This is a genomic window from Campylobacter sp. 2018MI01, from assembly GCF_018501205.1.
Taxonomy (GTDB): domain Bacteria; phylum Campylobacterota; class Campylobacteria; order Campylobacterales; family Campylobacteraceae; genus Campylobacter_E.
In genome coordinates, this window is record NZ_JAHCZE010000013.1 from 1 (window position 1) to 24,034 (window position 24,034).

The following is a 24,034-nucleotide window of genomic DNA, read 5'->3' on the forward strand; positions in this document are numbered from 1 at the left end:
TTTTCAAACTTAACTCAAATTCTTTTTCAAACTTAACTCAAATTCTTTTTCAAACTTAACTCAAATTCTTTTTCAAACTTAACTCAAATTCTTTTTCAAACTTAACTCAAATTCTTTTTCAAACTTAACTCAAATTCTTTTTCAAACTTATTGATTTTAAAGTTCCATTTGATTTACTTCACGCCAAGCTTCAAGCAAACCATTAGCAACTTTCATAACTTCATCTAATTTAGCAGTATCACTATCAATTATTACCTTACTAAGTGTGCTAATTTGATGAGAATAAAGCCCTTGTAAATAATAACTAACATCGCCTTGACTAAAGTCTAAATAGTTTAATAGCTCAACAAAAATTGCTGTGGCTTTTTTAATATTTTTACATTTGGCTTCTATATCGTTTTTTTCTATGGCTTTTTTGGCACGAGAGCAAAACCTAAGTATGCCCTCGTATAAAAGCTCAATCATTTTCTCATTACTCTCAATTGAAATATTGTTATGAGAATAACTCGCATAAGCATTACTTACCATTTATATTCCTTATTTATTAGCAAATGCTGCATTTGTTAAAGCTGTAATCGTTTGGCTTTGATTATCAAGCTTATTTAAAATAACATCATACATACTTAGTCTAGTAGCTAAAATCTCATATCTTTTCTCAATTTCTTCATTGGTTTTTTTGATTTCTTCATTTAGCTTTTTAACATCATCTTCTAAATTTTTATTATATTTAGTAAGAGTTCCATCAGTGCCTACCATACTATCTAAAGTATCTTTAAATGTTCTAAACACTCCTGTTTGCTCTGTTTTAATAGTTCTTATTGTTTTTTCTTCTAAACCAAGTTGTAATAACTTCTCGCTAGAACCACCTATTTCAAGTGCATTTTTTCCATCACTTGTAATAATAATATTATTTTCTTTACCTAATTTAGCTGTTACACCATCTATTTTCGCATCATTAATAGCTTCAATTAATTTATTTATATACTCTTCTTGAGTTACTTTGCTATCTTTTTCATTTAACTTATCTAGGAATTCTTTTTTAAAGGTAATTTCCTTACCATTTATCTTCAAATCCCCTTCAGCTAAAGCTACTTTTTGACTAATTGTCTTACTTGTAGTGCTTAATTCTTGGTATTTTACGCTACCTTGTAAGAAATTTTTAATTCCTTCGCTATTTTTCTTATAAGCTTCTTCAAATTTTGATTTTTTAAAAGTTAAAATTCCTTTTTCATTAAGCTCAAACCCCATACCAGATAAACTAATTCCATTTGAATCAGTCTTAGTAATCATTGATGATAACATTGTTTTTAGCTTACTTACTTCGCTAATTCCTTGCAAACTTCCTGCTGTTTTTTTCTCTTTATCAAAACCTGTTGAGGTAGCAAGAGAATTAACTATAGAATTATAATTCGTTGTAAAAGTAGTTAAATGCTCTGTTAAAGAATCTAAATCATCGCTTACTTTAAAGTTAGTAATACCTTCTTTTTTAAGAGAAATTTTTGCTCCAATTATTAAATCATCAATGGTATTTGTGCTTCTGCTAATCTCAATACCTTCATAAATAAACTTAGCATCTTGCGCTGTTTGAACATGATTTGATTTTGCATCAATTCCATCATACTTAGTTTGAGCAGCTTTTACATCTAATTCATTTATAAAATAATTCTCCCTAGAAGTTTCAAAAAATTCTTGAATTCCTTTCTTTTCATCTTCACTTAACTTACTGAAATCAGTAGCTTTATTTATACTAACTGCTTTTGTTTGATTAGTAGCACTATCTTTGTATGAAATATTTAATTCTTCTCCGGTATTTTTAATATATTCAACCCAGTTTTTTGTTTGTTGAGTCATATCATTTTTATCTTTAAATTCGGCAAAAACTGCTTTTCTTTGATCAGCACTTAATTTAGATAAATCTGTATCTTTATTAATAGTAAATTCAATATCCTTCTCAACAATTTTATCACCACCATTTGGGTCATTTACAAAAGCTTTATATGTTAATTTTTTTTCACTACTTAATTCAGAAACTTGTTTTTGAATATTTTCTAAGTATCCACTACCACCTAAAATAACTTTAGATGCGTCTAATTGCTCGTTAGCTTTTTTAAGCTCTGTTTTAGCAGCACTAGCATTTGCAGCGTCTAATAAACCAAGCTTTTTAAGAACTGCTTTTGAAAACTCTGCTGCATTAGGGTCGTCAAGTTTAAAAGCACTTCCAAATACTATTTCATTATCAACTCCTGCTTCTTTACTTGTAATCATAAGCCTATAATTATCATGACCTGTATCTAAAACCTTAGTGCTTACAAAATCGCTTAATTTTTTATTGTTTTCATTTGTAGCTGATAGAATTTTGTCATTTAAAGTTTGTAAAGAATCCCCTGAATTTACCTTAATAGTAAATGTTTGCTTATTTACAGAGATTTTAAACTCTGCTTCTTTTAGCATTTCTTTTTGACCATCACTTTTAATAATACCAACATCGTTAAATATGCCATAAGTTTCGCTAGAAAAAGAATTAGTCTGATAAGCGTCTTTTGTAGCAAGTTGCTTAACATTAATGTCAAAATCACTTACTTTAACACCCTTAGTAGTAGTCATACTAGCACTCTCACCTGTAGCATCTACTTTACTTTTAGAAAATGCTTCTCCTTCTACTAAAGAAGATATATCACCTTTAAAACTGCCTAAAAGTGTTGTTAAATCTGTTAAATCCTTTTGCTTTGCTTGTGTATCAGATAGTTTTTTATTAGGTATTGCTAATAAAGATTTTTGCTCGTTTGCTTTTAAAGCGTCATATTTTTCTTTAAATTGAAATTTATTAGCTCCTGCTATTAATCCTAAACCTGTTCCCATATTTAACTCCTTTTAAATTCTTTAAAGCAATTAACTCTTTTTATCAAAAATAATTCCTATTGCTTCTTTCATACTTTCACTAAGCTTAATTACTTCTTCATTTGGAATTTTACGAATAATTTGACCTGATTTTGTAGCGATTACATCTACATACATTTGATTGATTTTATCGTTATAACCAAATCTTACATCAGTTTGTAATTCTTCCATATTTTCATTTAATTTTTTAATAGATTCATCAAGCTTTTCTTTTGTTATTTCCTTGTTTATTTCTTCATTTTTTTGCTTACCCGAATTTGTTTCAATATGAGTTTGCTCAACTGGGCGCATTTTAGTTGTTTCTGCACTAGCTTTTAGTTGAGTATCATATTGAGAACTCGCTGCTTTAAAAATCTCCATTACTATCTCCTTTTAATAAGCTTTTTTCTAAATCGGCTAAAGTTTAAAAAACTTCATAGCTTTTGAAAAATTTTTCATCATTTTCTAATAATTTTAAATCTATTAATTTATTTATTACATCTTTATTGCAATCAGTTGTGCTAGGCCATTTGCTTAAATAGCCATCTATTTCGCCTTTTGAATACGCTGCAACCAAAATCCCATTATCATCTATTTTAATATCAGTGCTAGGGTCGTAATTATTAAACGCTCTCCAAATTAACATATAAGGATTATTTAAATTAACTCCTTTATCAAATAAAACAACAATCCCACCTAAGTTATTTTTACAAGCATTATAAATAGTGTCTAAATTATGCTTTCTATCTAAACTTATACAAGTAATTTGTGTTTTTGCTTCTGGATAGAAAATGTTGTATTCGCATAAACCAAATTCTTTTAAATCATCTAATAAATTTTTAAGATTTGGTTTAAAACTTGTTTTATCCATTTCTTGTTTTTCTACTTTAAAGGTATGAGCTTTATAAGTAGATTTTGAAGTAGCGTCAAGCCCTAACTTACCACCCATACCTAATTTAGTGCTAGAATGATCTAGTTCATCACATAATCCATAACTTAATAATAATTTTTTAGGAGAGAAATTATTTAAAATATATTCTGTAATTTTAGGATAATCATTTAGATTAGGTGCATTCTCATCTACAAAAATAGCATTTTTTACAAAACTCATCTGCCCTACTCCCCAAAATGCGTGCATATTAGCTAATGCTAAGCCATCATAATTGCTTTTTACTTTAGCTAAAATTAGATTATGAAAAACACCATTTTCAGGCATACAATAATCAATCAAATCAGGGCAAGTTGTCTTAAGTAATGGTAAAAATATTCTCTCTGTTCCATACCCCATCCACTTATCCTCTAAAGGTGGTTTACCAACTACGGTTGCATTATAAATTGGCTCATTTTTGCCTGTAATTTTTGTAATTTTCATAACAGGAAAATTACCTTGCGGAGTATAAAATCCCGTATGATCGCCAAATGGACCTTCAATAGCAAAATGATTTACATCAATTTCGCCTTCTATTACAAAATCACTATTACTTGGAACATACAAATCATTAGTATCACATTTAACTAATTTTGCTCCTTGTTTTTTAATAAATCCATAAAGCATTAATTCAAATATACCTTTAGGCAATGGTGCTTGAGCACAAAATATATGAAGTGGGTCATCGCCTATTGCAATAGCTATTGGCATTTTTTTATTTGCAGCTTTATATTCGTAAAAGAAATTATTAGCATCTTTATGAAGTTGAAAATGCATTATCAAATGCCCTTCATCTAATACTTGCAAACGATACATTCCTAAATTATTTTGCTTACCATCAAGACTTTTGGTATAAACCTGACCCATCGTAATAAATGCACCTGCATCTTTTTCCCAAGTTTTAAGGATTGGAATTTGATTTAAAGAATATGTTTTTTGCTTACAAGGTGCGTTTTTGTTTATTTCTCTTTTTGGAGCTATATTTTTTAAAGAAAATAATTTATTTGCAAGGTTTAATTTAGCACCAAATGTAGGTGGAATATGTAGCTTTAATAAGCTCTCAATCTCATCTGCAATCTCATCAGGATTTTTACCTAAAACCAAATTAAGTGCTTTGCTATTTGCAAAAACATTCATAATAATTGGCATATCATAATTTATATTGCCTTTTTTTGGATTTGTAAATAACAAAACTTTTGAATCACTCTTTTTAGCTTCTAAATAAGCTAAATGAGCGATTTCTAACTCAACATCTAAAGGTGTATTTATAATCTTTAAAAGATTTTCTTTTTTTAATTTTTCTATATAATTTTTCATAGCATTTCTTTTAATAATTCTTCATTTTCAGCTAGAATTTCTAAAGCTCCGTGTTTTATAAATTCTTTTGCTAAAACTACCCCAAAATCACTTGCATTTGCTTGATTAATCTTTCTTTGCATTTTTATAATTTTACTAGCATCAATTAAGCCAATAATCGCATTTACGCAAATAATCTCATCATCAATAAAAGCTGCATTAATTCCTATTGGAGCACCACAACCACCATTTAAAGTAGCAGTAAAATCACGCTCAATTTTGCATAATAATGCTGTTTTAGGGCAATTTAATTTAGATACAAGATTTAACACCTTTTCATCATTAATACTCTCAATCGCAACAGCACCTTGACCTGCTGAAGGTATCATAATTTTTGTATCTAAAATCTCATAATTTAACTCATCTAAAAGATTTAATCTCTTAAGTCCTGCATAAGCTAAAACTATCGCATCAAATTCGCCATCTTTTAATTTTTTAAGTCTAGTTTGTAGATTTCCCCTTAATGAGTGAATAGAAAAATCATCTCTAATTAATCTTAATTGCATTTGGCGGCGAAGACTTGTTGTGCCAATTTTTGCACCTTGTTTTAGTTCATTTAATGATTTTTCATTTCCACGAAAAACCACAACATCATTAGGAGTTTCTCTTTTGCAAATACTAGCAAGTTTAAAATCATACGCCAAACTTGCCCCAACATCTTTTAAAGAATGAACGCTAATTTGTGCGAGCCCATCGTGCATTGCGTTTTCTAATTCTTTAATAAATAAATTCTTCCCACCAATTTTTGCTAAAGGAGTATCTAAAATAACATCTCCTTTAGTGCTAAGCTCTAATAATTCTATATTTAAACTAGGCTCAATTTCTTGTAATTTTGCCTTTACAAATTCGCTTTGCCATAAAGCAAGTAATGATTTTCTAGTAGCTATTTTCATATTTTTCCTTTAAGATTGTTGTTTTATTCTGCAAACTAATGCTTCTTGTAAAAGTGTTCTTGCAACCACTTTTTCTTCTTTTACCATTTTGATATTGTCGCCTAAATCTTCAAATATTTTATATTCATCTTTATTTATTCTAATGATTACATTAGCATTTGGGTCATAATCAAGTATTTTTTTACTAACTACTTCTAAGACTTGTTCGTTTGAAATAGTAACGATTACTGCTGCACTTGTTTTAATACTAGCATTATCAAAACTTGTATTTTGCTCTGCACTAGCATAAAAAACATTTTCTCCCCTACTTTGTCCAAGCTCAACTAAACTCATATCATTTTCTAGCACGATATAAGGAATGCCTTGAGTTTTTAATCTTAGCACAACTTCTTGACCAAGTGAGCCATATCCAAATATTACAAAATGTCCGCTCATTGATTCAATCTTAGGAGCTACGGTAATTATCTCATCATTAGTAATACTTGCAAGAGATTTTATATTTTTTAAAATAAAAGGAGATAAAACCATACTTAAAATTACTGATAAAGTAAGCATTTGAGCTGTATTTGTATCTAGCATTTTATTTGCAACCAATAAAGTAAATATCGCTAAAGCAAATTCTCCAATCTGACTAACGCTTAATGCAGTTTTTAACGAATCACTTTTAGTGCTTTTAAGACTTAATAATAAAAATATACATAAAGTCTTAATTAGCATAATACCAATTGTAAGTGCAATTATTATATACCAATACTGAATGATAATATTTATATTAATTTGAAGCCCAACGGTTATGAAGAAAAATCCTAATAACAAATCTCTAAATGGGATTAAGTCAGCTTCTATTTGGTGTTTAAATTCAGTTTCTGCTATCATCATTCCTGCAATAAATGCACCAAGTGAATATGAAAACCCAAAAAATGAAGCTAAAAACGAAGCACCAACGACAGTGAAAAGTATCGTTGCTATGAATATTTCTTGAGAATTTGTTTTTAATACAAAATAAAGCACCCTGCTATAAATATATTTTCCAATCAAAAATAATAATAAAAGCACAATAAAAGCTGATATTAAAGTCTTAACAACTAAAGTGCTAATTGCAACTCCATCTTGATTGAAAATATCAATCATCAATAATAGTGGAATTACTGCAATATCTTGAAATAATAATATTCCTAAAGCTTTTCTTCCATATCGCTGATTTATGTCTTGATTTTCATTTAGTATTTTTAGAACTATTGCAGTTGATGAAAGTGAAATTGTAAAGCCAATAATTAAAGCAATATCATCAGCTATATTAAATGCGTGGTGCAAAATTACTGCAAATACAATTCCACATATTCCCATCTGTAAAGCACCATTTATAAATACATCGGTTTTCATAGTTAAAAGGTGTTTGATAGAGAACTCAAGTCCTATGGTAAACATTAAAAATACTATTCCAAATTCTGCAATGTGGCTTAATTGTTCTGAAGTGGTTACAAAAAATACTTCTTCAATAATAAAGCCAGTTGCAATATAACCAATAATTGTTGGTATGCTAAATTTTTTAAGCACTACATTTAAAATAATCGCAATAGCACTTGTAATTAAAAATATTTCTAAGAACTCTTGCATTAGCTACTACCTTTATCATCATAAAATATCACATCATATTTTTGATTTTGTTTAATTAAGGCGTTTTTCTTAGGCTTTTCTTTTAAACCACTTAGCATTTCTTCATAATCTGCTATTTGACTTTTAAGCTCTAAAATAATGCTAACTCCAGCTAAATTTACCCCCAAATCCCTTGTAAATCTTAAGATTAATTTAATTCTATCTACATCTCTTTGCGAATACATTCTAACCTTTCCACAGGTTCTATTAGGCTCAATCAAGCCTTCTCTTTCATATTGTCTTAGAGTTTGTGGATGAATATTTAATTGCTTTGATACTACAGAAATTAAAAATACCGGTTCATCATAGTGCATATTTCCTCCTTTTTATAAATAATCTTTTAAAGCTTTAACTAACTTATCATCAAGCGTATTAATATCAGGTAAAACCACCTTAGCTCTTAAGAATAAATCCCCTTGATTTTTAGAATATGAATTATAAATTCCCCTACCTTTAACACGGATTAATCCACCATTTTTTACATTTTCTTTTAAAGTTACTTTTAAGCCTTGCTCTTTTGGAGTATCAAACTCAACTTTACCGCCAAATAAAGCTATTTTTAAAGGAATTTCAAGTTCTTTTGTCAAGTCATCTCCATCACGCTCATACTCTTTTGAATGCTCTATTTTAATAGTTGCTTTTAATGTTAGATTGTCTTTTTGCATAGTTATTTCTTGATTATTTAATACGCCTGATTTAATCTCTACATCAAAACTAACACCCCTTACATTAATGCTCCTAGTAGTTCCTAAAACAGATTCTAAAAAGCTTATTTTTAACTCAACTTGAGCTGGTTTATTATAAGACCTACTTTGCCCTGCTCCAAAACCAAAATGAGAAAATATATCCTCAAATCCACCACTAAAACCGCTTGAATTAAAATTAAAGCCATCAAATCCACCAAAAGAAGGATTATCATAAGCTCTTCTTTTATCTTCATCGCTTAACACTTCGTAAGCTTCGGTAATTTCTTTAAATTTCTCTTCAGCACCCTTATCTTTATTCACATCAGGATGATATTTTCTAGCTAAACTTCTATATGCTTTTTTTATTGTGTCAGTACTTGCGTCTTTTTTAACGCCTAATATGTCGTAATAATTCTTCATCTTTTAATCCTATAATAATAAAAATTTTTGAGTAATGTTAGCTAGTTAAGCTTAATAGAGTTTAACCACTTACTATCAACTCTTAAATTATACTTAAAGGAGTAAAAATGCAAAAATGTATATTAGTAATTACCGATGGTATCGGATTAAACGATAGATTAGAATACAATTCTTTTTATCACGCAAAAAAACCAAATTATGATTTTTTAAACCAAAATGCAAAATTTTCAAGACTTAAAACAAGTGGCAATGCAGTAGGTCTTCCAGATGGTCAAATGGGAAATAGTGAAGTAGGACATATGAGTATTGGAAGTGGTAGGGTTATTTATCAAAACCTAGTTAGAATTGATAACGCTATTAAGGATAAAAGCTTAGAAAATATTAGTATTTTAAAAGACTTTTTGAAAAAATATAAAAATATTCATATAATAGGTTTATATAGCGATGGTGGAGTGCATTCAAGTTATATTCACTTTAACGAAATTGCTAAAATTGCAAGCGTTAATAATAATATTTTTATGCACTTAATAAGCGATGGAAGAGATGTTAAACCAAATTCTTTTAAAGATTTTATAAAAAATAATCCAAGTTTTATAACTCCAAGCAGTATTTCAGGTAGATTTTATGCTATGGATAGGGATAATAACTTAGATAGAACAAATGAATATATAAATATGCTTTTTAGTAAAGCAAATAAAAGTGATTTAGAACAATACATAAATGATAATTATGAGAATAAAATTTATGATGAGTTTTTTAAGCCACTTAATCTTGGTTTTGATGGCATTGGTAAAGATGATGGAGTTATTATCATTAATTATAGAAGCGATAGAGCAAGGCAAATTGCAAGTGAGCTGAAAAATCGTTTGAGTAAAAATCAAGTTTTGTGTATGTGTGAATATGATGAAAAACTTGACTTAGGCGTGATTTTTCCAAAAATTGATATTAAAAACACCTTAGCTGAAGTCTTAAGCAAAAATAATTTAAGGCAATTTCACACAGCAGAAACAGAAAAATATGCCCATGTTAGCTTTTTCTTTAATGGCGGGGTAGAGAAAGAATTTCTTAATGAAAAGCGTGTATTAATCCCAAGCCCAAAAGTAAAGAGCTATGATGAATTACCGCAAATGAGTGCTTATTTAGTTTGTGATGAAGTAATTAAGGCTATGAATGATGGTTTTGATTTTATAGTAGTTAATTTTGCAAATGGCGATATGGTAGGTCATACAGGAAATTATGAAGCTTGTATTAAAGCGGTTGAGTGCGTTGATGAATGCTTAGGCAAAATCATTAAAGCTTGTAAAGAAAATAATTATGCTATGCTACTAACTTCAGATCATGGAAACTGCGAAGATATGAAAGATTTAAATGGCAATATTTTAACCAATCATACAACTTATGATGTTGGTTGTTGGCTTTATAATTATCATAAAGATAGTAATTTAAAAGATGGCTCATTAGCAAATATTGCTGCTAGCGTGCTAAAAATACTAAATTTAAATAAGCCTAGCGAAATGGAAGAAGCTTTATTTTAAATCTTTATTCCTAGTTCAAATTCTTTAAAAAATTAATGGAATTTGAATTAGGATTTTAATAAATTTAAATATATTTTATTATTATCATTTTTTAATCATCATAAACTATATCCGATAAAACTGCATATTTTAACAATTCAATATAACTTGTTTTCATTTTAATTCTCCTTTTAATTTATTTAAATAATTTTTATAAACATCATTAGAGCAACTACCACTGCTAGAATAATTACCTAAATCAAGATAATAATTATCAACAAATAACCTAGCAAAGGAATTAGAAATTCTATCAAAATCAGGATGCTCTGGGATTTTTAGTCCTCTAAAAGACATATATGATTTTGCGTAACTACAATCCACAAAATAACCATAAATATCATAATTTATTAGCTTATCTTTACTAAGTCTAGTTGGTAATTTTGAAGCCTCTTCTTCAAAGCGTTTTTCATATTTTTTATAATCTTCATATAATTGCACTTCTTTATCAACTATTAAATTTACACTTTTAAAAAACTTACCATCTATCGTATAGTTTTGCTTTTCAATTGTGCTTAATAATAAGGTATTTGGTTTTTTAAGTTCTGTTACTTCGTGTTTTGGACTTTGCTGTAAATTAAAATGACTTATTAATAATATTCCGTGAAAAGCAATCATTAAAAATGAGAAAAAATAAAAGATAACTTTAATAAATTTTTGATTTTGTTTCATTATTAACTTATAAAACCACCAAATTAATAGTGAAAATACAATTGGTAGTAATAGTTGTAAAACTACAAATCCCCCACCGATATCTCTATCAATAAGCCCAACTCTTATAACCAAATAAAAAAATAAAATATATAAAGCTATTATAAATCTAGGATAAAGGTTCATTCCTATAAAAAATGTAAGGGCAAAAAGCGTAGGATAGGTAATAAAAAATGGCACATAATCTATAGGAATTAAAATACTAATAATCCCACTAGCTAAACCATGTAAATTATCTAAAAAATATGTTAGATATATTAAAAACTCATTCATATCCTACCTTTAAAATAAAGTTAATTTAGTAATAATACATTCTTTATTACACTAAATCAAACCAAAAATCTTAAGCAAAACAATAACTAATCTAATAACAAAATAAACACAAGCTAACTGCAAACCAAATATAACAACTTTCATAAAAGGATTGTAGTATTTGTTAAAAAATCTAAAAGCTTTATCATAGTATTTATAAAAAAATCTAAAAATATTAAAACCACGCACGCCGTATTTTTTATATATTGACAATTGTTTTAGAAGTAGTTCTGTTTCTTTTACATGTTCTTTGAAAAATTCCTTCTCGCGTCTAAAAGCATCAAGCAAATCCTCATAATACCATGCACAATCATGATAAAACTTCTTTGGTATATCATTTATCATAGTTATATTTTCATTTTTCATAATCTCTTTACAAGTAGCATGAACAAAACTATGACTAGGATTATCGCTTACTATCACACGCACTGCACCTGATGTCTCTCGTGCAAAACGCTTTAAAAGAGTCTCATACATAATTTCAAATTCCACATAAGCTTTGTATTCTTTTGTATCATGTAATTCTTTGTTTAAGCGAGAGCTAAATATATTATAAATATCAACACACTTAAACATATCGCTTTTCAAGGTTTTTAACAAGCTTTGCTCGTCTATATCAAAAACCCTTATAAAAGCGTTTTTCAAGCTTGTATTTGTATCAATATCCAAAAACTTTAAAGCGATAGTTTTATCAATACTTCTTGTATCTTTTATATCATTTACCCCTTCGCAAAAAACGGTGTATTTATTAAAAACTCCAAGATATCTTAAATCTAAATGCTTTGCTATATAATCAAAATACCCTGTATCATCAGCAATATCCAAAATCTCGTTTGCCTCATCTAATGATAGTTTTGTTTGTTCTAACTTTTGTTTAGTTATCTCATCTAAAACATATATTTTTCCTCCGTAGCCTTTACAAGCTAACAAAGCATCTTTTACTACGCTAAAAATTTCATCTTTACTAAGCAGTGATTTATCTTTAATGTCTAAAACTCTACATATATAATCATACCCTATTACATTAAAGTCTTCTTTGTTATCTTTAATAGTAGAATCAAGCACTTTTATGTCTAAAATCTCATAGATATAATCATACATCTCGTTTCCAATCATCTCGTGCAAATTATAATCTATCACAAGCTCTATAAAGGTATTTTGATACCACATAATATACACAGCCTTGCTAAGATAAGCATGATCAAACTCTGGGTCTTCATAATGATAGCATTCAAGCAAAAAACACTCTTTATCACTATCAAATAAAAACTTTTTTCTTTCTGGAATAGTTTTATACCTTCTATTGTAAATGTTAAAGATTTTAGATAATTTATATTTTTCATCAAGTTCTTTTGTGATTACTACATTTTCAAAAGCCATTTTTACCCCACTTTTTATAATATTTTAAAATAATACTATTTTTATATTTTAAAATCATTGTATTTTTTAAATACCTTTAAATAGAATATATAATATGAAAAATATCAATAAAAATATCTAAAGCATTTATTTAAATTCTACTAATTTTAAAGAATTTAAAACAAGATTTGAAAGCTAAAAAATGTAGTTAAAAATTATAAATGTATTGTGATATTAATAATAAATAAGGGGATTATATCCCCTTATAATTAGTCGTTTTTATGAATTTGTAATTTTGCTCTTGAATAAAGTCCCGTTCCAACAGGTATCATTCTACCTAAAACAACGTTTTCTTTTAAGTCTTCTAAATAATCTACTTTACCAGTTACACTAGCTTCAGTTAATACCTTAGTAGTTTCTTGGAACGAAGCAGCCGAGATAATACTATCACTGCTAACTGACGCACGAGTAACACCCGTTAAGCGTGGTTCTGCAATAGCTGGACTTCCACCAAATTTCATAACAGCTTCGTTTTCTTCAGCAAATCTACGCTTACTTACTACATCGCCTACTATAAACTTAGTATCTCCACTATCTATAATGGTTACTTGTCTTAACATTTGTGAAATAATAATTTCTATATGTTTATCACTAATTGCAACGCCTTGTCCGCTATAAACTTGCTGAATTTCGCTAATTAAATAATGGTGCAATGCTTTCTCGCCTAATATTCTTAAAATATCATTACTTGTAATTGTTCCATCAGTTAAACGCTCACCTGCATGAACCATCTCACCATCTCTTACTTGGATTTGGCTATGGCGGTCAATTGTATGCTCAACTAAATTGCCATCAGCACCTTCTATAGTAATAACTTGACGCATACGGCTAGCTTGACCTAGTCTTACAATTCCATCAATCTCAGCTAATGTAGCAGGGTTTTTAACCTTTCTTACTTCAAATAATTCAGTAACTCTTGGAAGACCACCCGTAATATCCTTAGACTTAGTTGCTGCCTTTGGAGTTTTAGCTAGAATTTGAGCTACTTTTACCTTTTCATTATTATTTACATAAATAACGGTTTTTGATTCTAGTTGATATCTGATTGTGCTTCCATCATCTTTTGTAATCACAATAGCAGGTTTCATACTAGCAGGTAAATATTCATTAACTACTAAAGAACTATTTCCTGTTAATTCATCAGTTTGCTCTTCAACACTAAAGCCTGGTTCAATATCTACAAAGCTTACAACACCATCACTCTCAGCTATTATAGGGTTATTATATGGGTCCCATTGAGCTATTATATGGCTTTCATTACTTGCATCTGTAACTATTAAATCATTAGCGTTTTTAATTATTTCATTACTTCCAAATTCTATTTTAGATTTTCTTGGAACATAATGGCGAATAGCTTCTCTATCATTTCCATCTGAAATAATTACAAATAAACCTTTTTCATTAACTATATGACCTTTTTTAAGCTCAATTTTTTCTAAACCATCGCTTTTTTGAATGTAATAGTTTAATTTACCAACCGCATTTGCTCTAATATCTTGAGCTACTGGTGCTCCATCTTCTATTAGTAATTCTGATGCGTAAGGAATACGTCTTGGAATGTTATAGTCTTCTTTAATAACTTCAACTATACTTTCATTTTCAACAACTTTATCACCTTCTTTATAAGGTAAATAAAGCTTTCCTAATAAGTTTCCGCTAACACCAGCTAATTCGTTGATTTTTGCAACATCGTGTTTTCTTAAAATATATTTTTGCTCTTTTTTACCTGATTTTACAACTATAGTTATATCATCATGCGCATTAATATATGAAATACTTCCATCAAATGGAGCTTTAATCTTAGGCTCAACTAAAAGGATATTTGCATTTCTACGATTTGCGATAATTTGTTTGCCTTCATTATTTTTATAAGTTTGAACATTATAAAATCTTATGAAACCTTCTTTCTTAACTTCTACTTGTCTATCTTGCATATCAGTTGTAGCAGTTCCCCCGCTGTGGAAAGTTCTAAGTGTTAGCTGAGTTCCTGGCTCACCGATTGATTGAGCTGAAATAATACCAACAGCTTCACCAGTTTTAACCAACTTACTTTCAGCAAGGCTAATTCCGTAGCACTTAGCACAAATTCCTTTTTTAGCTTTACAAGTAATTGGAGTTCTAATTGTAACTGATTTGATATTGCTTTGAACAATGCTTTTTGCTTTTACTTCATCAATTAATGTGCCTTCATTAAATAATACTTCATTGCTAATTGGATCAATAACATCATCAGCTAAAACCCTACCTATAATTCTATCGTGTAAGTTTTCAACTACAACACCATCAGCAGTAATTTCACTAACTTCTATACCTTCGTGAGTTCCACAATCATTCATAGTGATTTTCACATTTTGAGCAACATCAATTAGCTTTCTTGTTAAGTGTCCTGCACTTGCGGTCTTTAACGCAGTATCGGCAAGACCTTTTCTAGCTCCGTGAGTTGAGATAAAGTATTCAAGAACATTTAGCCCTTCTCTAAAGTTTGAAGTAATTGGTGTTTCAATAATAGAACCATCAGGTTTAGCCATAAGACCACGCATAGCTGCTAGCTGTGAAATTTGAGCCGTTGAACCCCTAGCACCTGAATCAGCCATCATATAAATTGAGTTAAATCCTGCTTTATCGTTTTTCATTAGATTAATCATATTTTTTGATAATTCATTATTAGTATTTTTCCAAATATCAATAATTTTATTGTAACGCTCACTAGCAGTGATTAGACCTTGGTTAAATGAATTTTGGATTTCTCTTACTTTTGCTTTTGCATTTTCTATATTATCACTCTTTTCATCAGGAACAATAATATCAGCAATAGAAATTGAAATACCAGCTTTTGTAGCGTATTCAAAACCTAAATTCTTAAGATTATCAAGGAAACTTGCACTAATTTCTAAGCCACCATTTTTATAAACATAATCAACTAATGCTCCGATATCCTTTTTCTTTAAAACCTTATTCCATAATTCTTCAGGAACAAAATCAGGTAAAATTGATTTGATAATTAAACGACCCGCAGTAGTTTTAATACTCTTACCATTTACAACTGATTTGATTGTAGCGTGAATATCAAGTGAGCCTGTTTGCATAGCCATTAATACTTCATCAACACCAGTGCAAATCTTATTAGCACCTTTTGCATCTGTTTTTTCAAGCGATAGATAATAAATACCTAAAACCATATCTTGTGATGGAACTGTTATAGCCTTACCACTTGCAGGTAATAAAATATTCATTGAGCTTAGCATTAATATCTTACATTCTGCTATTGCTTCTTGGCTAAGTGGAACATGCACAGCCATTTGGTCGCCGTCAAAGTCAGCGTTAAATGCAGCACAAACTAAAGGGTGTAACTGAATAGCTTTACCTTCAACTAGCACCGGATGGAAAGCTTGAATTGAAAGCTTGTGTAGAGTTGGTGCACGGTTTAGCATTACAGGATGATCTTTTACTACTTCTTCTAAACATTCCCATACTTCGTTAGTCTTTTCGCCTATCATTTTATGAGCTTGTTTAACCGTAGTTGCATAACCTTTTTCTTCAAGTTTAGCTAATAAATGTGGTTTAAATAATTCTAAAGCCATTTGTTTAGGTAAGCCACATTGATCCATTCTAAGTTTTGGGCCAACAACAATTACACTACGACCTGAAAAGTCAACACGCTTTCCAAGTAGGTTTTGTCTAAAGCGTCCTTGCTTACCCTTGATGATTTCAGTAAGTGATTTTAGAGTTCTTTTATTCGCACCTTTAGCTGCTCCTGTTTGTTTTCTAGCGTTATCAAACAATGAATCAACAGCTTCTTGAAGCATTCTCTTTTCGTTTCTAATAATAATTTCAGGCGCATCAAGTTCAATTAATCTTTTTAAACGAGAGTTTCTGTTAATTACACGGCGATATAAATCATTCACATCAGAAACAGCAAATTTTCCACCATCTAAAGACACTAATGGGCGTAAATCAGGTGGTAAAACAGGTAAGCATGTAATCATCATCCATTCAGGGCGATTTCCTTCTCCACTTTGAGAACTTGCTAAAAAGCTTTCTACAATTTTTAATTTTTTAATAATTGCAGGTTTTTTTGATTTTGGAGCTAGTTCGCAAGCTTCTTTTAATTCTCTTACCATATCTACTAAATCAAGTTCAGCTAATAAATCATGAATTACTTCTCCACCCATTCTAGCTTTAAAGCCAGTATCTTCATATCTTTCATTTAAAGCTTGGAATTGTTCTTCGCTGATTACGCTATATTTTGTAACTTTTTTATTATCATCATAAGTTGCAGTATGCGCATCTCCAACAGCTTCTACAATATATGCTTCATAGTATAAAACACGGCTTAAATCTTTTGTAGAAATATCTAAAAGCGTTGAAATTCTTGCAGGTATTGCATTTGAATACCAAGTATGAGCCACTGGAGTAACTAATTCAATATGACCCATTCTAGTGCGGCGAACTTTACTTGTAGTTACTTCAACTCCACATTTTTCACATTTAACGCCTTTAAAACGCATTTTTTTATATTTTCCGCAAAGGCACTCATAATCTCTAATTGGCCCAAAAATCTTAGCACAAAATAAGCCGTCTCTTTCAGGCTTAAGTGTGCGATAGTTTATAGTTTCTGGTTTTTTTACTTCACCAAATGACCATGAACGAATAGCCTCAGGGCTAGCTATTTTAAACCCTATGGCATCAAATTGACTTGGTTTTTCTTCTTCGTTAAGTTGGATTTTTTTATATTTCTTATTCATCATCATTATCCTCTTTATAAATCTCAACATCTAAAGCTAAAGATTTTAGCTCGTTTGTAAGAACAAAAAATGTCTCAGGAATTCCTGCTGAAGTTACATTTTCTCCTTTTGCAAGTGCTTTATACGCTGCAAATCTTCCATCAATATCATCAGATTTAATAGTTAGCATTTCTCTTAAGGTATGTGCTGCACCATAAGCTTCTAATGCCCAAACCTCCATCTCTCCAAATCTTTGACCTCCGAATAATGCTTTACCACCAACAGGTTGTTGTGTAACAAGACTATATGGACCTGTACTTCTTGCGTGAACTTTCTCATCTACTAAGTGGTGAAGTTTAAGCATATACATAACGCCCACATTTACACGCTCTTTCATCTTTTCGCCTGTGCGACCATCGTATAGCTCACTTTTGCCATCCATATCTATTCTAGCCATTTCAAATAGCTTTTTAAATTCTTCTGCAGTTACACCTTCAAAAACAGGAGCTCCAAATTTAACGCCCTTACTCCAATCTCTTGCGTGGCGAATAAACTCATCATCACTCATATCTTTAAGATAAACTTTAGCATCCATTAATCTTGAAATATCGCAAATATCAATCATTTTTTGGCGTAATTCTTTAATAAAATCAGCTCTTTTTGCATCAAATATTTCTTGAATTTGTTCTCCTAGTCTAAGTCCTACTAAGCCTAAATGGCTTTCTAGAATTTGACCTATATTCATACGGCTTGGAACACCTAGTGGATTTAAAACAATATCAACAGGTCTTCCATCAGGTAAATAAGGCATATCAACTTCAGGAACTATGCAAGAAACTATACCTTTATTTCCGTGACGACCTGCCATTTTATCCCCAACTTTTAACTTACGCTTAGTTGCTATATAAACTTTTACAAGTTTTACTATACCATTTTGTAAAATATCATCTTTTTCTAATATTTCTAATTTTTCATCATGCTCTTGTTTTAAAGCTTTTTTCTCATTTTGGAAATGATTTTTTAAATTCTCATAATAAGCTTGCACATCTTTAGGATAAGCTTTAATAATACTTCCAATAGCAAAACGATTTAAATTAGATAAATCATCTTCTTTTACGATTTCACCTTTTTTATAAGATGTTCCGCCTATAGTTTCAGCTTTTTCTAAAGGAGTTTCTTTTAATAATTTAGCAATCTTTAGATTTTCTTCTCTATCCATCATTAATAATCTATCATGATAGTCTTTTTCTAATACTAAGCGTTCAGCGTCTTGAGCTGCTTTTGCACGAGCATCTTTTTCATGACCTTTTTTTGTAAATACTTTTACATCAATTACAACGCCTTCAACACTAGCACCTGCATATAAAGATTTATTAACTACATGACCTGCTTTTTCTCCGAAAATCGCTCTTAATAATCTCTCTTCAGGAGTTGGTTTTACTTCACCTTTAGGAGAAACTTTACCTACTAAAATCATACCAGGTTTTACATGCGTTCCGATTCTTACAATACCGCTCTCATCTAAATGTGCTATATCTTCATCTTTTACATTCGGAATATCACGAGTAATTTCTTCAACGCCATCTTTTAATTCACGAGCTTCTATTTCTTTTTCATAAACATGAACACTAGTAAATGCGTCTTCACGAATCATTTTTTCGCTCATTACAATAGCATCTTCGTAGTTGTAACCATTCCAAGGCATAAATGCAATTAAAGCATTTTTACCAATAGCAAGCTCTCCTTGATCCATAGAAGGACCATCTGCAATTACTTGTCCTACTTTTACTATATCGCCTTTTCTTACAATTGGTTTTTGAGAAAATGTTGTATTTTGGTTTGTTCTTAAGTTCTTTTCTAGTTTGTAATGGTCTATATATAAACCATTATCATCTTCGCCTAATATAAATATATTATTGCTATCAACTTTTTCTACTTTACCTGAACGCTTAGCTTTGATTGCTTCCCACGCATCTCTTGCTACTACTCTTTCCATACCTGTTCCAACTATTGGAGCAGTAGCAGTAAGCAATGGAACTGCTTGACGCTGCATGTTTGAACCCATTAGTGCACGGTTTGCGTCATTGTGTTCTAGGAAAGGAATTAACGAAGCTGCAAGCCCAACGATAGCCCCTGAAGTAAGGTCAATAAGTCCTACATCTTCGCGTTTTGCTAGTATCGTTTCTCCATCTATTCTAGCTTCAATTAAATCATCAACAATATTTCCATTTTCATCTACTTTCGTAGAAGCTGGTGCAATACAAATTCCTTCTTCTTGAGTAGCTGTTAAATACACGATTTCATCGCTTATTTTACCATCTACAACTTTTCTATAAGGAGCTTCAACAAAACCTAAATCATTAACTTTTGCATAAGTTGAAAGTGAGTTAATAAGACCGATATTTTGACCTTCTGGAGTTTCAACAGGACAAATTCTTCCATAATGAGTTGTGTGAACATCACGAGCTTCAAAACTTGCTCTTTCTTTTACTAAACCACCCTCACCTAAAGCCGATAATCTTCTTTTATGTGTAACTTCACTAAGTGGATTTGTTTGATCCATAAATTGTGATAATTGACCACCCGTAAAGAAATCAAGTAGTGTAGAAGTAATCATTTTTGAATTCACTAAATCACTTGGCATTAATTCTTCAATAGGAGTAGTAATTGAGCTTAATTTATCTTTAATGCCTTTTTGAATTTTCGCAAAACCTATGTGTAATTCATTAGTTAATAACTCACCAATAGCTCTAATTCTTCTATTTCCTAAATGGTCTCTATCATCTAAATATCCACGACCTGATTTAATTCTGTAAAGATATTGAATAGTTTTTACTATATCTTCTCTAGTTAAAACGGTTACATATTCAGGAACATCAAGTCCTAATTTATGGTTCATTTTCATACGACCAACTCTTGTTATATCGTATCTTTCAGGGTTAAATAACATATCTAAAATATAAGTTTTTGCTGCTTCTAAAACAACAGGATCACCTGGTCTTAATACTCTAAATATTTTAGCTATTGCAAATTCTTCTTCATTTTCATAATTTTCTGAACGCTTAAATGATTTAAACATATCTAAATCATTTTGAAGAGTTTTTAACATTGAATCATCAATTCCTGAACCAACATCATTAGCTATTTTAAAATCACTACCATTATGAACTAAAGCAATTAGTTTATCTTCATCAAGCATTGTAAGAGTATCAAATAATAATTCCCCAGTATTTTTATCATATACAGGCTCTGCTAATTGACGATTAGCCAAAATATCAACAGGATATTCTATTAATTTTAAACCTGATTCTTCAAGCTCTTTAATTTTTCTTTTAGTTAATTTCTTACCTGCTTCGTGAACAACTTCACCTTTTTCATTAATTAAATCAAATTCAACTCTATCGCCTATAGCATTAATATCAAATTTCGTATAGAATTTATGTTTTTTTAGTGTTATTGTTTGAATTGGATAAAATAATTGAATAATATCTTCTTTGCTATATCCTAATACTCTTAATAAAAGTGTTGCTTGGAATTTTCTTCTTTTATTAATTCTTGCATATAAAATATTTTTTGAATCAAATTCAAAATAAATCCAAGCTCCTCTATCAGGTATAATTTGGCTAGAATAAAGTAATTTATTACCTTCTTCGCTTTCTTTAAAAATAACACCTGGACTTCTATGAAGCTGATTTACAACTACTCTTTCAACCCCATTGATAACGAAAGAAACTCTATCTGTCATTAAAGGTATATCACGAATAGTAATATCTTGTTCTTTTATATCTTTAATTCCAATTTTTTCACCAGTTTTTTCATCTCTATCATATAACGTCAAGCGAATTTTTGCACGCAAGTTAGCTGCATACGTAAGACCTCTTTCCATACACTCTCTTACTGTGTATTTAGGCTTTACAAATTCACAAGATACGTAATCTAAACTTAATCTATTTTGAGAATCACTAACAGGAAAAAAAGATTTAAAAACTTTTTCTATACCACTTTCCCTGTCTTCATTACCAATATTTAAAAAATAATCAAAGCTTTTTTGCTGTAATTGTAATAGATTTGGAATCTCAATTTGCTGTGGAACGTTTGAAAAATCCACCCTTAATCTGTTTCCTGAATGTAAGCTATTTAACATATATGTACCTCTTGGTAAGTTTTGAAAGAATAGTTTTGTTGTAAAAACAACACAATACAAAAATAGCCCTAAAAATAGGGCTAAATAAATTATTTAAGTTCAACCTTAGCGCCAGCTTCTTCAAGTTGTTTTTTAGCTTCTTCAGCATCTGCTTTGCTAACACCTTCTTTTAATGTTGATGGAGTACCTTCAACAGCATCTTTAGCTTCTTTTAAGCCTAATCCTGTTAATGCACGTACTACTTTAATAACATTAATTTTGTTAGCACCTGAATCTACTAACACAACGTTAAATTCTGTTTTTTCTTCTTCAGCAGCAGCTGCAGCACCACCTACAGCACCAGCAACCATTACAGGAGCTGCACTAACACCAAATTTTTCTTCAAATTCTTTAACTAATTCAGATAGTTCTAAAACACTTAGATTTGAGATATATTCTAATACATCTTGTTTTGTAATTGCCATTTTTTATCCTTTATAAAATTATTCTTGTTCTTTTTTTTCTTTAAGTGCATTTAAACCGATTGTGAAATTTTGAATCGGCGCATTCCAAACTTGCAATAACATAGCAAGTAACTCTTCACGAGATGGCATTTTAGATAATGCAGTAATTTTATTAGCATCTGCAACTTCACCATCTATGTGACCAAACTTAACTTCAAACGCATTATTTTTTTCAGCAAATTTAGCTGCTACTTTTGTAACTGCTAACGCGTCTTCTCCCCAAAGATAAATATTTGTATCTTTAAGTGTTAAACCATTTTTGCCTGATTTTTCTAAAGCAATACTAGCTAAAGTATTTTTAATAACTTCTACTTTAACATTAGCAACTCTTGCAGAATCACGTAATACTTCTAATTGCTTAGTAATAATACCTTTATAATTACAAACAACAACAGCATTGTTTGTTGTAAATTCATCAGAAAGTCTAGCTATTAGTTCTTCTTTTTGGTTTCTTGTCATCGTTTCTCCTTTCCGATTTATGATTTAAGCAGAGAGACAAAAGTCAATTAAGTAATAAACCTCGGCTGTCACAAATCAAATTTTTATTTAAATTCTTTACGCAAAAAAACTAAAATAAAAATTTGAAAAAGAATAGCTATATTTTTAACATAAAAAGTTTAAAAAATAGCTATTCATAGAAAAAATTATTTTAAATCTAATAATTCTTGAGTTTCAAGTTTTAAACCTGGACTCATTGTTAAAGATAGAGTTGCACTCTTAATATATCTACCTTTTGCAGTTGCAGGTTTGTGTTTATTAATTGCTTTTACAAAAGCACTAACGTTATTTAATAATTTTTCTTCAGAAAAACTAACTTTACCTAAACCAGCATGAATATTTCCTTGTTTATCTACACGGAAATTAACTTGTCCTGACTTAGCATTTTTAACAGCTTGAGCTACATCCATAGTAACTGTTCCTGTTTTAGGATTTGGCATTAAACCTTTAGGTCCTAAAATACGGCCAACTTTACCAACTAGCCCCATTAAATTTGGAGTTGCTATTAATACATCAAAATTAATATTACCTTTTTGAATTTCTTCTACTAAATCATCATCACCAACAATATCAGCTCCTGCTGCTTTTGCTTCATCAGCTTTAATATCTTTTGCAATTACAGCTACACGAACCTTTTTGCCAGTTCCTTCTGGTAATACTACTGAACCTCTTACCATTTGATCAGCATGTCTTGGATCAACATTTAATTTCATTGCTATTTCAACGGTTTCATCAAATTTAGCTGATGATAAAGTTTTAATAACTTTAATACCATCATTTAGTGAATATTCTTTTGTTAAATCAACTTTTTTTAATAATTCTTGAATTCTTTTTGCTTTTTTTGCCATATTTTTCTCCGCATTTTTTAAAGTGCTTCCGCCTTAACCCGGCGGTTAGGTTCTTATTAATCTACTACTTCAACACCCATTGATCTAGCAGAACCTGCAATAATCTTAGCAGCTTGCTCACGATCTTTTGTATTTAAGTCAGCAATTTTTCTATCAACAATCTCAAGTATTTGAGCTTTTGTTAGCTTACCTACTTTATTTTTTAAAGGATTATCAGTTCCTTTTGAAATACCTGCAGCTTTTTTAATTAAATCTGTAGCAGGTGGTTGTTTTGTTATAAATGTAAAACTTTTGTCAGCATATACTGTTATAACTACTGGAATATTATATCCCGCCATATCTTTTGTACGCTCATTGAAAGCCTTACAAAATTCCATAATATTAACACCTTGTTGTCCTAAAGCAGGTCCTACTGGTGGTGATGGATTTGCCTTTGTTGCAGCTATTTGTAATTTAATTTCCCCAACAACTTTTTTAGCCATAATGAC

The 24,034-nt window shown here is 30.0% G+C and carries 17 protein-coding genes; 1 reads left to right on the forward strand and 16 read right to left on the reverse strand.

Annotated elements, in window-relative coordinates; genetic code table 11:
- Nucleotides 1–156: 156 nt before the first annotated feature.
- Genes fliS through KJQ97_RS03570 form a run of 8 tightly spaced genes read right to left on the reverse strand, consistent with a single transcriptional unit; the run spans nucleotide 157 to nucleotide 8,816 of the window.
- Nucleotides 157–528, reverse strand: a complete 372-nt coding sequence (gene fliS, locus KJQ97_RS03535; protein ID WP_214116767.1) for a flagellar export chaperone FliS — start codon at nucleotides 526–528, stop codon at nucleotides 157–159.
- Nucleotides 529–537: 9 nt separating this feature from the next.
- On the reverse strand, nucleotides 538–2,859 hold the full coding sequence (fliD, locus tag KJQ97_RS03540; RefSeq protein WP_214119976.1) for a flagellar filament capping protein FliD: 2,322 nt from the start codon (nucleotides 2,857–2,859) through the stop codon (nucleotides 538–540).
- 30 nt (nucleotides 2,860–2,889) lie between these two features.
- Nucleotides 2,890–3,258: a flagellar protein FlaG gene (locus KJQ97_RS03545; protein WP_214116763.1), complete on the reverse strand. Its 369-nt coding sequence runs from the start codon at nucleotides 3,256–3,258 to the stop codon at nucleotides 2,890–2,892.
- Between the two features lie 43 nt (nucleotides 3,259–3,301).
- A complete protein-coding gene (locus KJQ97_RS03550) occupies nucleotides 3,302–5,122 on the reverse strand; it encodes a menaquinone biosynthesis decarboxylase (RefSeq protein WP_214119977.1) in 1,821 nt (606 codons plus the stop codon).
- Nucleotides 5,119–6,054 (reverse strand): hydroxymethylbilane synthase, encoded by a 936-nt coding sequence (hemC, locus tag KJQ97_RS03555; RefSeq protein ID WP_214116758.1) that lies wholly within the window; start codon nucleotides 6,052–6,054, stop codon nucleotides 5,119–5,121. Before hemC ends, KJQ97_RS03550 begins: the two co-directional genes overlap by 4 nt.
- Nucleotides 6,055–6,063: 9 nt before the next feature.
- Nucleotides 6,064–7,671, reverse strand: coding sequence for a cation:proton antiporter domain-containing protein (locus KJQ97_RS03560; protein ID WP_214116756.1), 1,608 nt, complete (start codon nucleotides 7,669–7,671; stop codon nucleotides 6,064–6,066).
- Nucleotides 7,671–8,024, reverse strand: coding sequence for a heat shock protein transcriptional repressor HspR (locus KJQ97_RS03565; protein WP_214116754.1), 354 nt, complete (start codon nucleotides 8,022–8,024; stop codon nucleotides 7,671–7,673). The genes KJQ97_RS03560 and KJQ97_RS03565 overlap by 1 nt, the downstream gene beginning before the upstream one ends.
- Before the next feature lie 12 nt (nucleotides 8,025–8,036).
- Nucleotides 8,037–8,816, reverse strand: a complete 780-nt coding sequence (locus tag KJQ97_RS03570; RefSeq protein WP_214119978.1) for a DnaJ domain-containing protein — start codon at nucleotides 8,814–8,816, stop codon at nucleotides 8,037–8,039.
- Between the two features lie 107 nt (nucleotides 8,817–8,923).
- Here KJQ97_RS03570 and gpmI point away from each other — a divergent pair, with 107 nt between their 5' ends.
- Entirely contained in the window at nucleotides 8,924–10,351 is a 1,428-nt protein-coding gene (gene gpmI / locus KJQ97_RS03575; protein WP_214119979.1) for a 2,3-bisphosphoglycerate-independent phosphoglycerate mutase, read from the forward strand.
- Between the two features lie 153 nt (nucleotides 10,352–10,504).
- Here the strand turns inward: gpmI and KJQ97_RS03580 are convergent, their stop codons facing one another.
- The 8 genes from KJQ97_RS03580 to rplK all read right to left on the reverse strand — a co-directional run bounded on the left by KJQ97_RS03580 (nucleotide 10,505) and on the right by rplK (nucleotide 24,028).
- Nucleotides 10,505–11,371 (reverse strand): hypothetical protein, encoded by an 867-nt coding sequence (locus KJQ97_RS03580; RefSeq protein WP_214119980.1) that lies wholly within the window; start codon nucleotides 11,369–11,371, stop codon nucleotides 10,505–10,507.
- Between the two features lie 51 nt (nucleotides 11,372–11,422).
- On the reverse strand, nucleotides 11,423–12,790 hold the full coding sequence (locus KJQ97_RS03585; protein ID WP_214119981.1) for a hypothetical protein: 1,368 nt from the start codon (nucleotides 12,788–12,790) through the stop codon (nucleotides 11,423–11,425).
- 248 nt (nucleotides 12,791–13,038) lie between these two features.
- Complete coding sequence (gene rpoC, locus KJQ97_RS03590) at nucleotides 13,039–17,577, reverse strand: DNA-directed RNA polymerase subunit beta' (RefSeq protein ID WP_442862233.1); 4,539 nt, start codon at nucleotides 17,575–17,577, stop codon at nucleotides 13,039–13,041.
- Complete coding sequence (gene rpoB / locus KJQ97_RS03595) at nucleotides 17,567–21,697, reverse strand: DNA-directed RNA polymerase subunit beta (RefSeq protein WP_214119982.1); 4,131 nt, start codon at nucleotides 21,695–21,697, stop codon at nucleotides 17,567–17,569. The genes rpoC and rpoB overlap by 11 nt, the downstream gene beginning before the upstream one ends.
- 89 nt (nucleotides 21,698–21,786) lie before the next feature.
- Nucleotides 21,787–22,161, reverse strand: coding sequence for a 50S ribosomal protein L7/L12 (gene rplL / locus KJQ97_RS03600; RefSeq protein WP_214118192.1), 375 nt, complete (start codon nucleotides 22,159–22,161; stop codon nucleotides 21,787–21,789).
- Between the two features lie 18 nt (nucleotides 22,162–22,179).
- On the reverse strand, nucleotides 22,180–22,659 hold the full coding sequence (gene rplJ / locus KJQ97_RS03605; protein WP_214118194.1) for a 50S ribosomal protein L10: 480 nt from the start codon (nucleotides 22,657–22,659) through the stop codon (nucleotides 22,180–22,182).
- A 185-nt stretch (nucleotides 22,660–22,844) separates the two neighbouring features.
- The gene (rplA, locus tag KJQ97_RS03610) at nucleotides 22,845–23,546 is read right to left on the reverse strand and encodes a 50S ribosomal protein L1 (protein WP_214118196.1); all 702 of its coding nucleotides are present in this window, start codon (nucleotides 23,544–23,546) and stop codon (nucleotides 22,845–22,847) included.
- Between the two features lie 56 nt (nucleotides 23,547–23,602).
- Entirely contained in the window at nucleotides 23,603–24,028 is a 426-nt protein-coding gene (gene rplK / locus KJQ97_RS03615) for a 50S ribosomal protein L11 (protein WP_214118198.1), read from the reverse strand.
- Nucleotides 24,029–24,034: the final 6 nt, after the last annotated feature.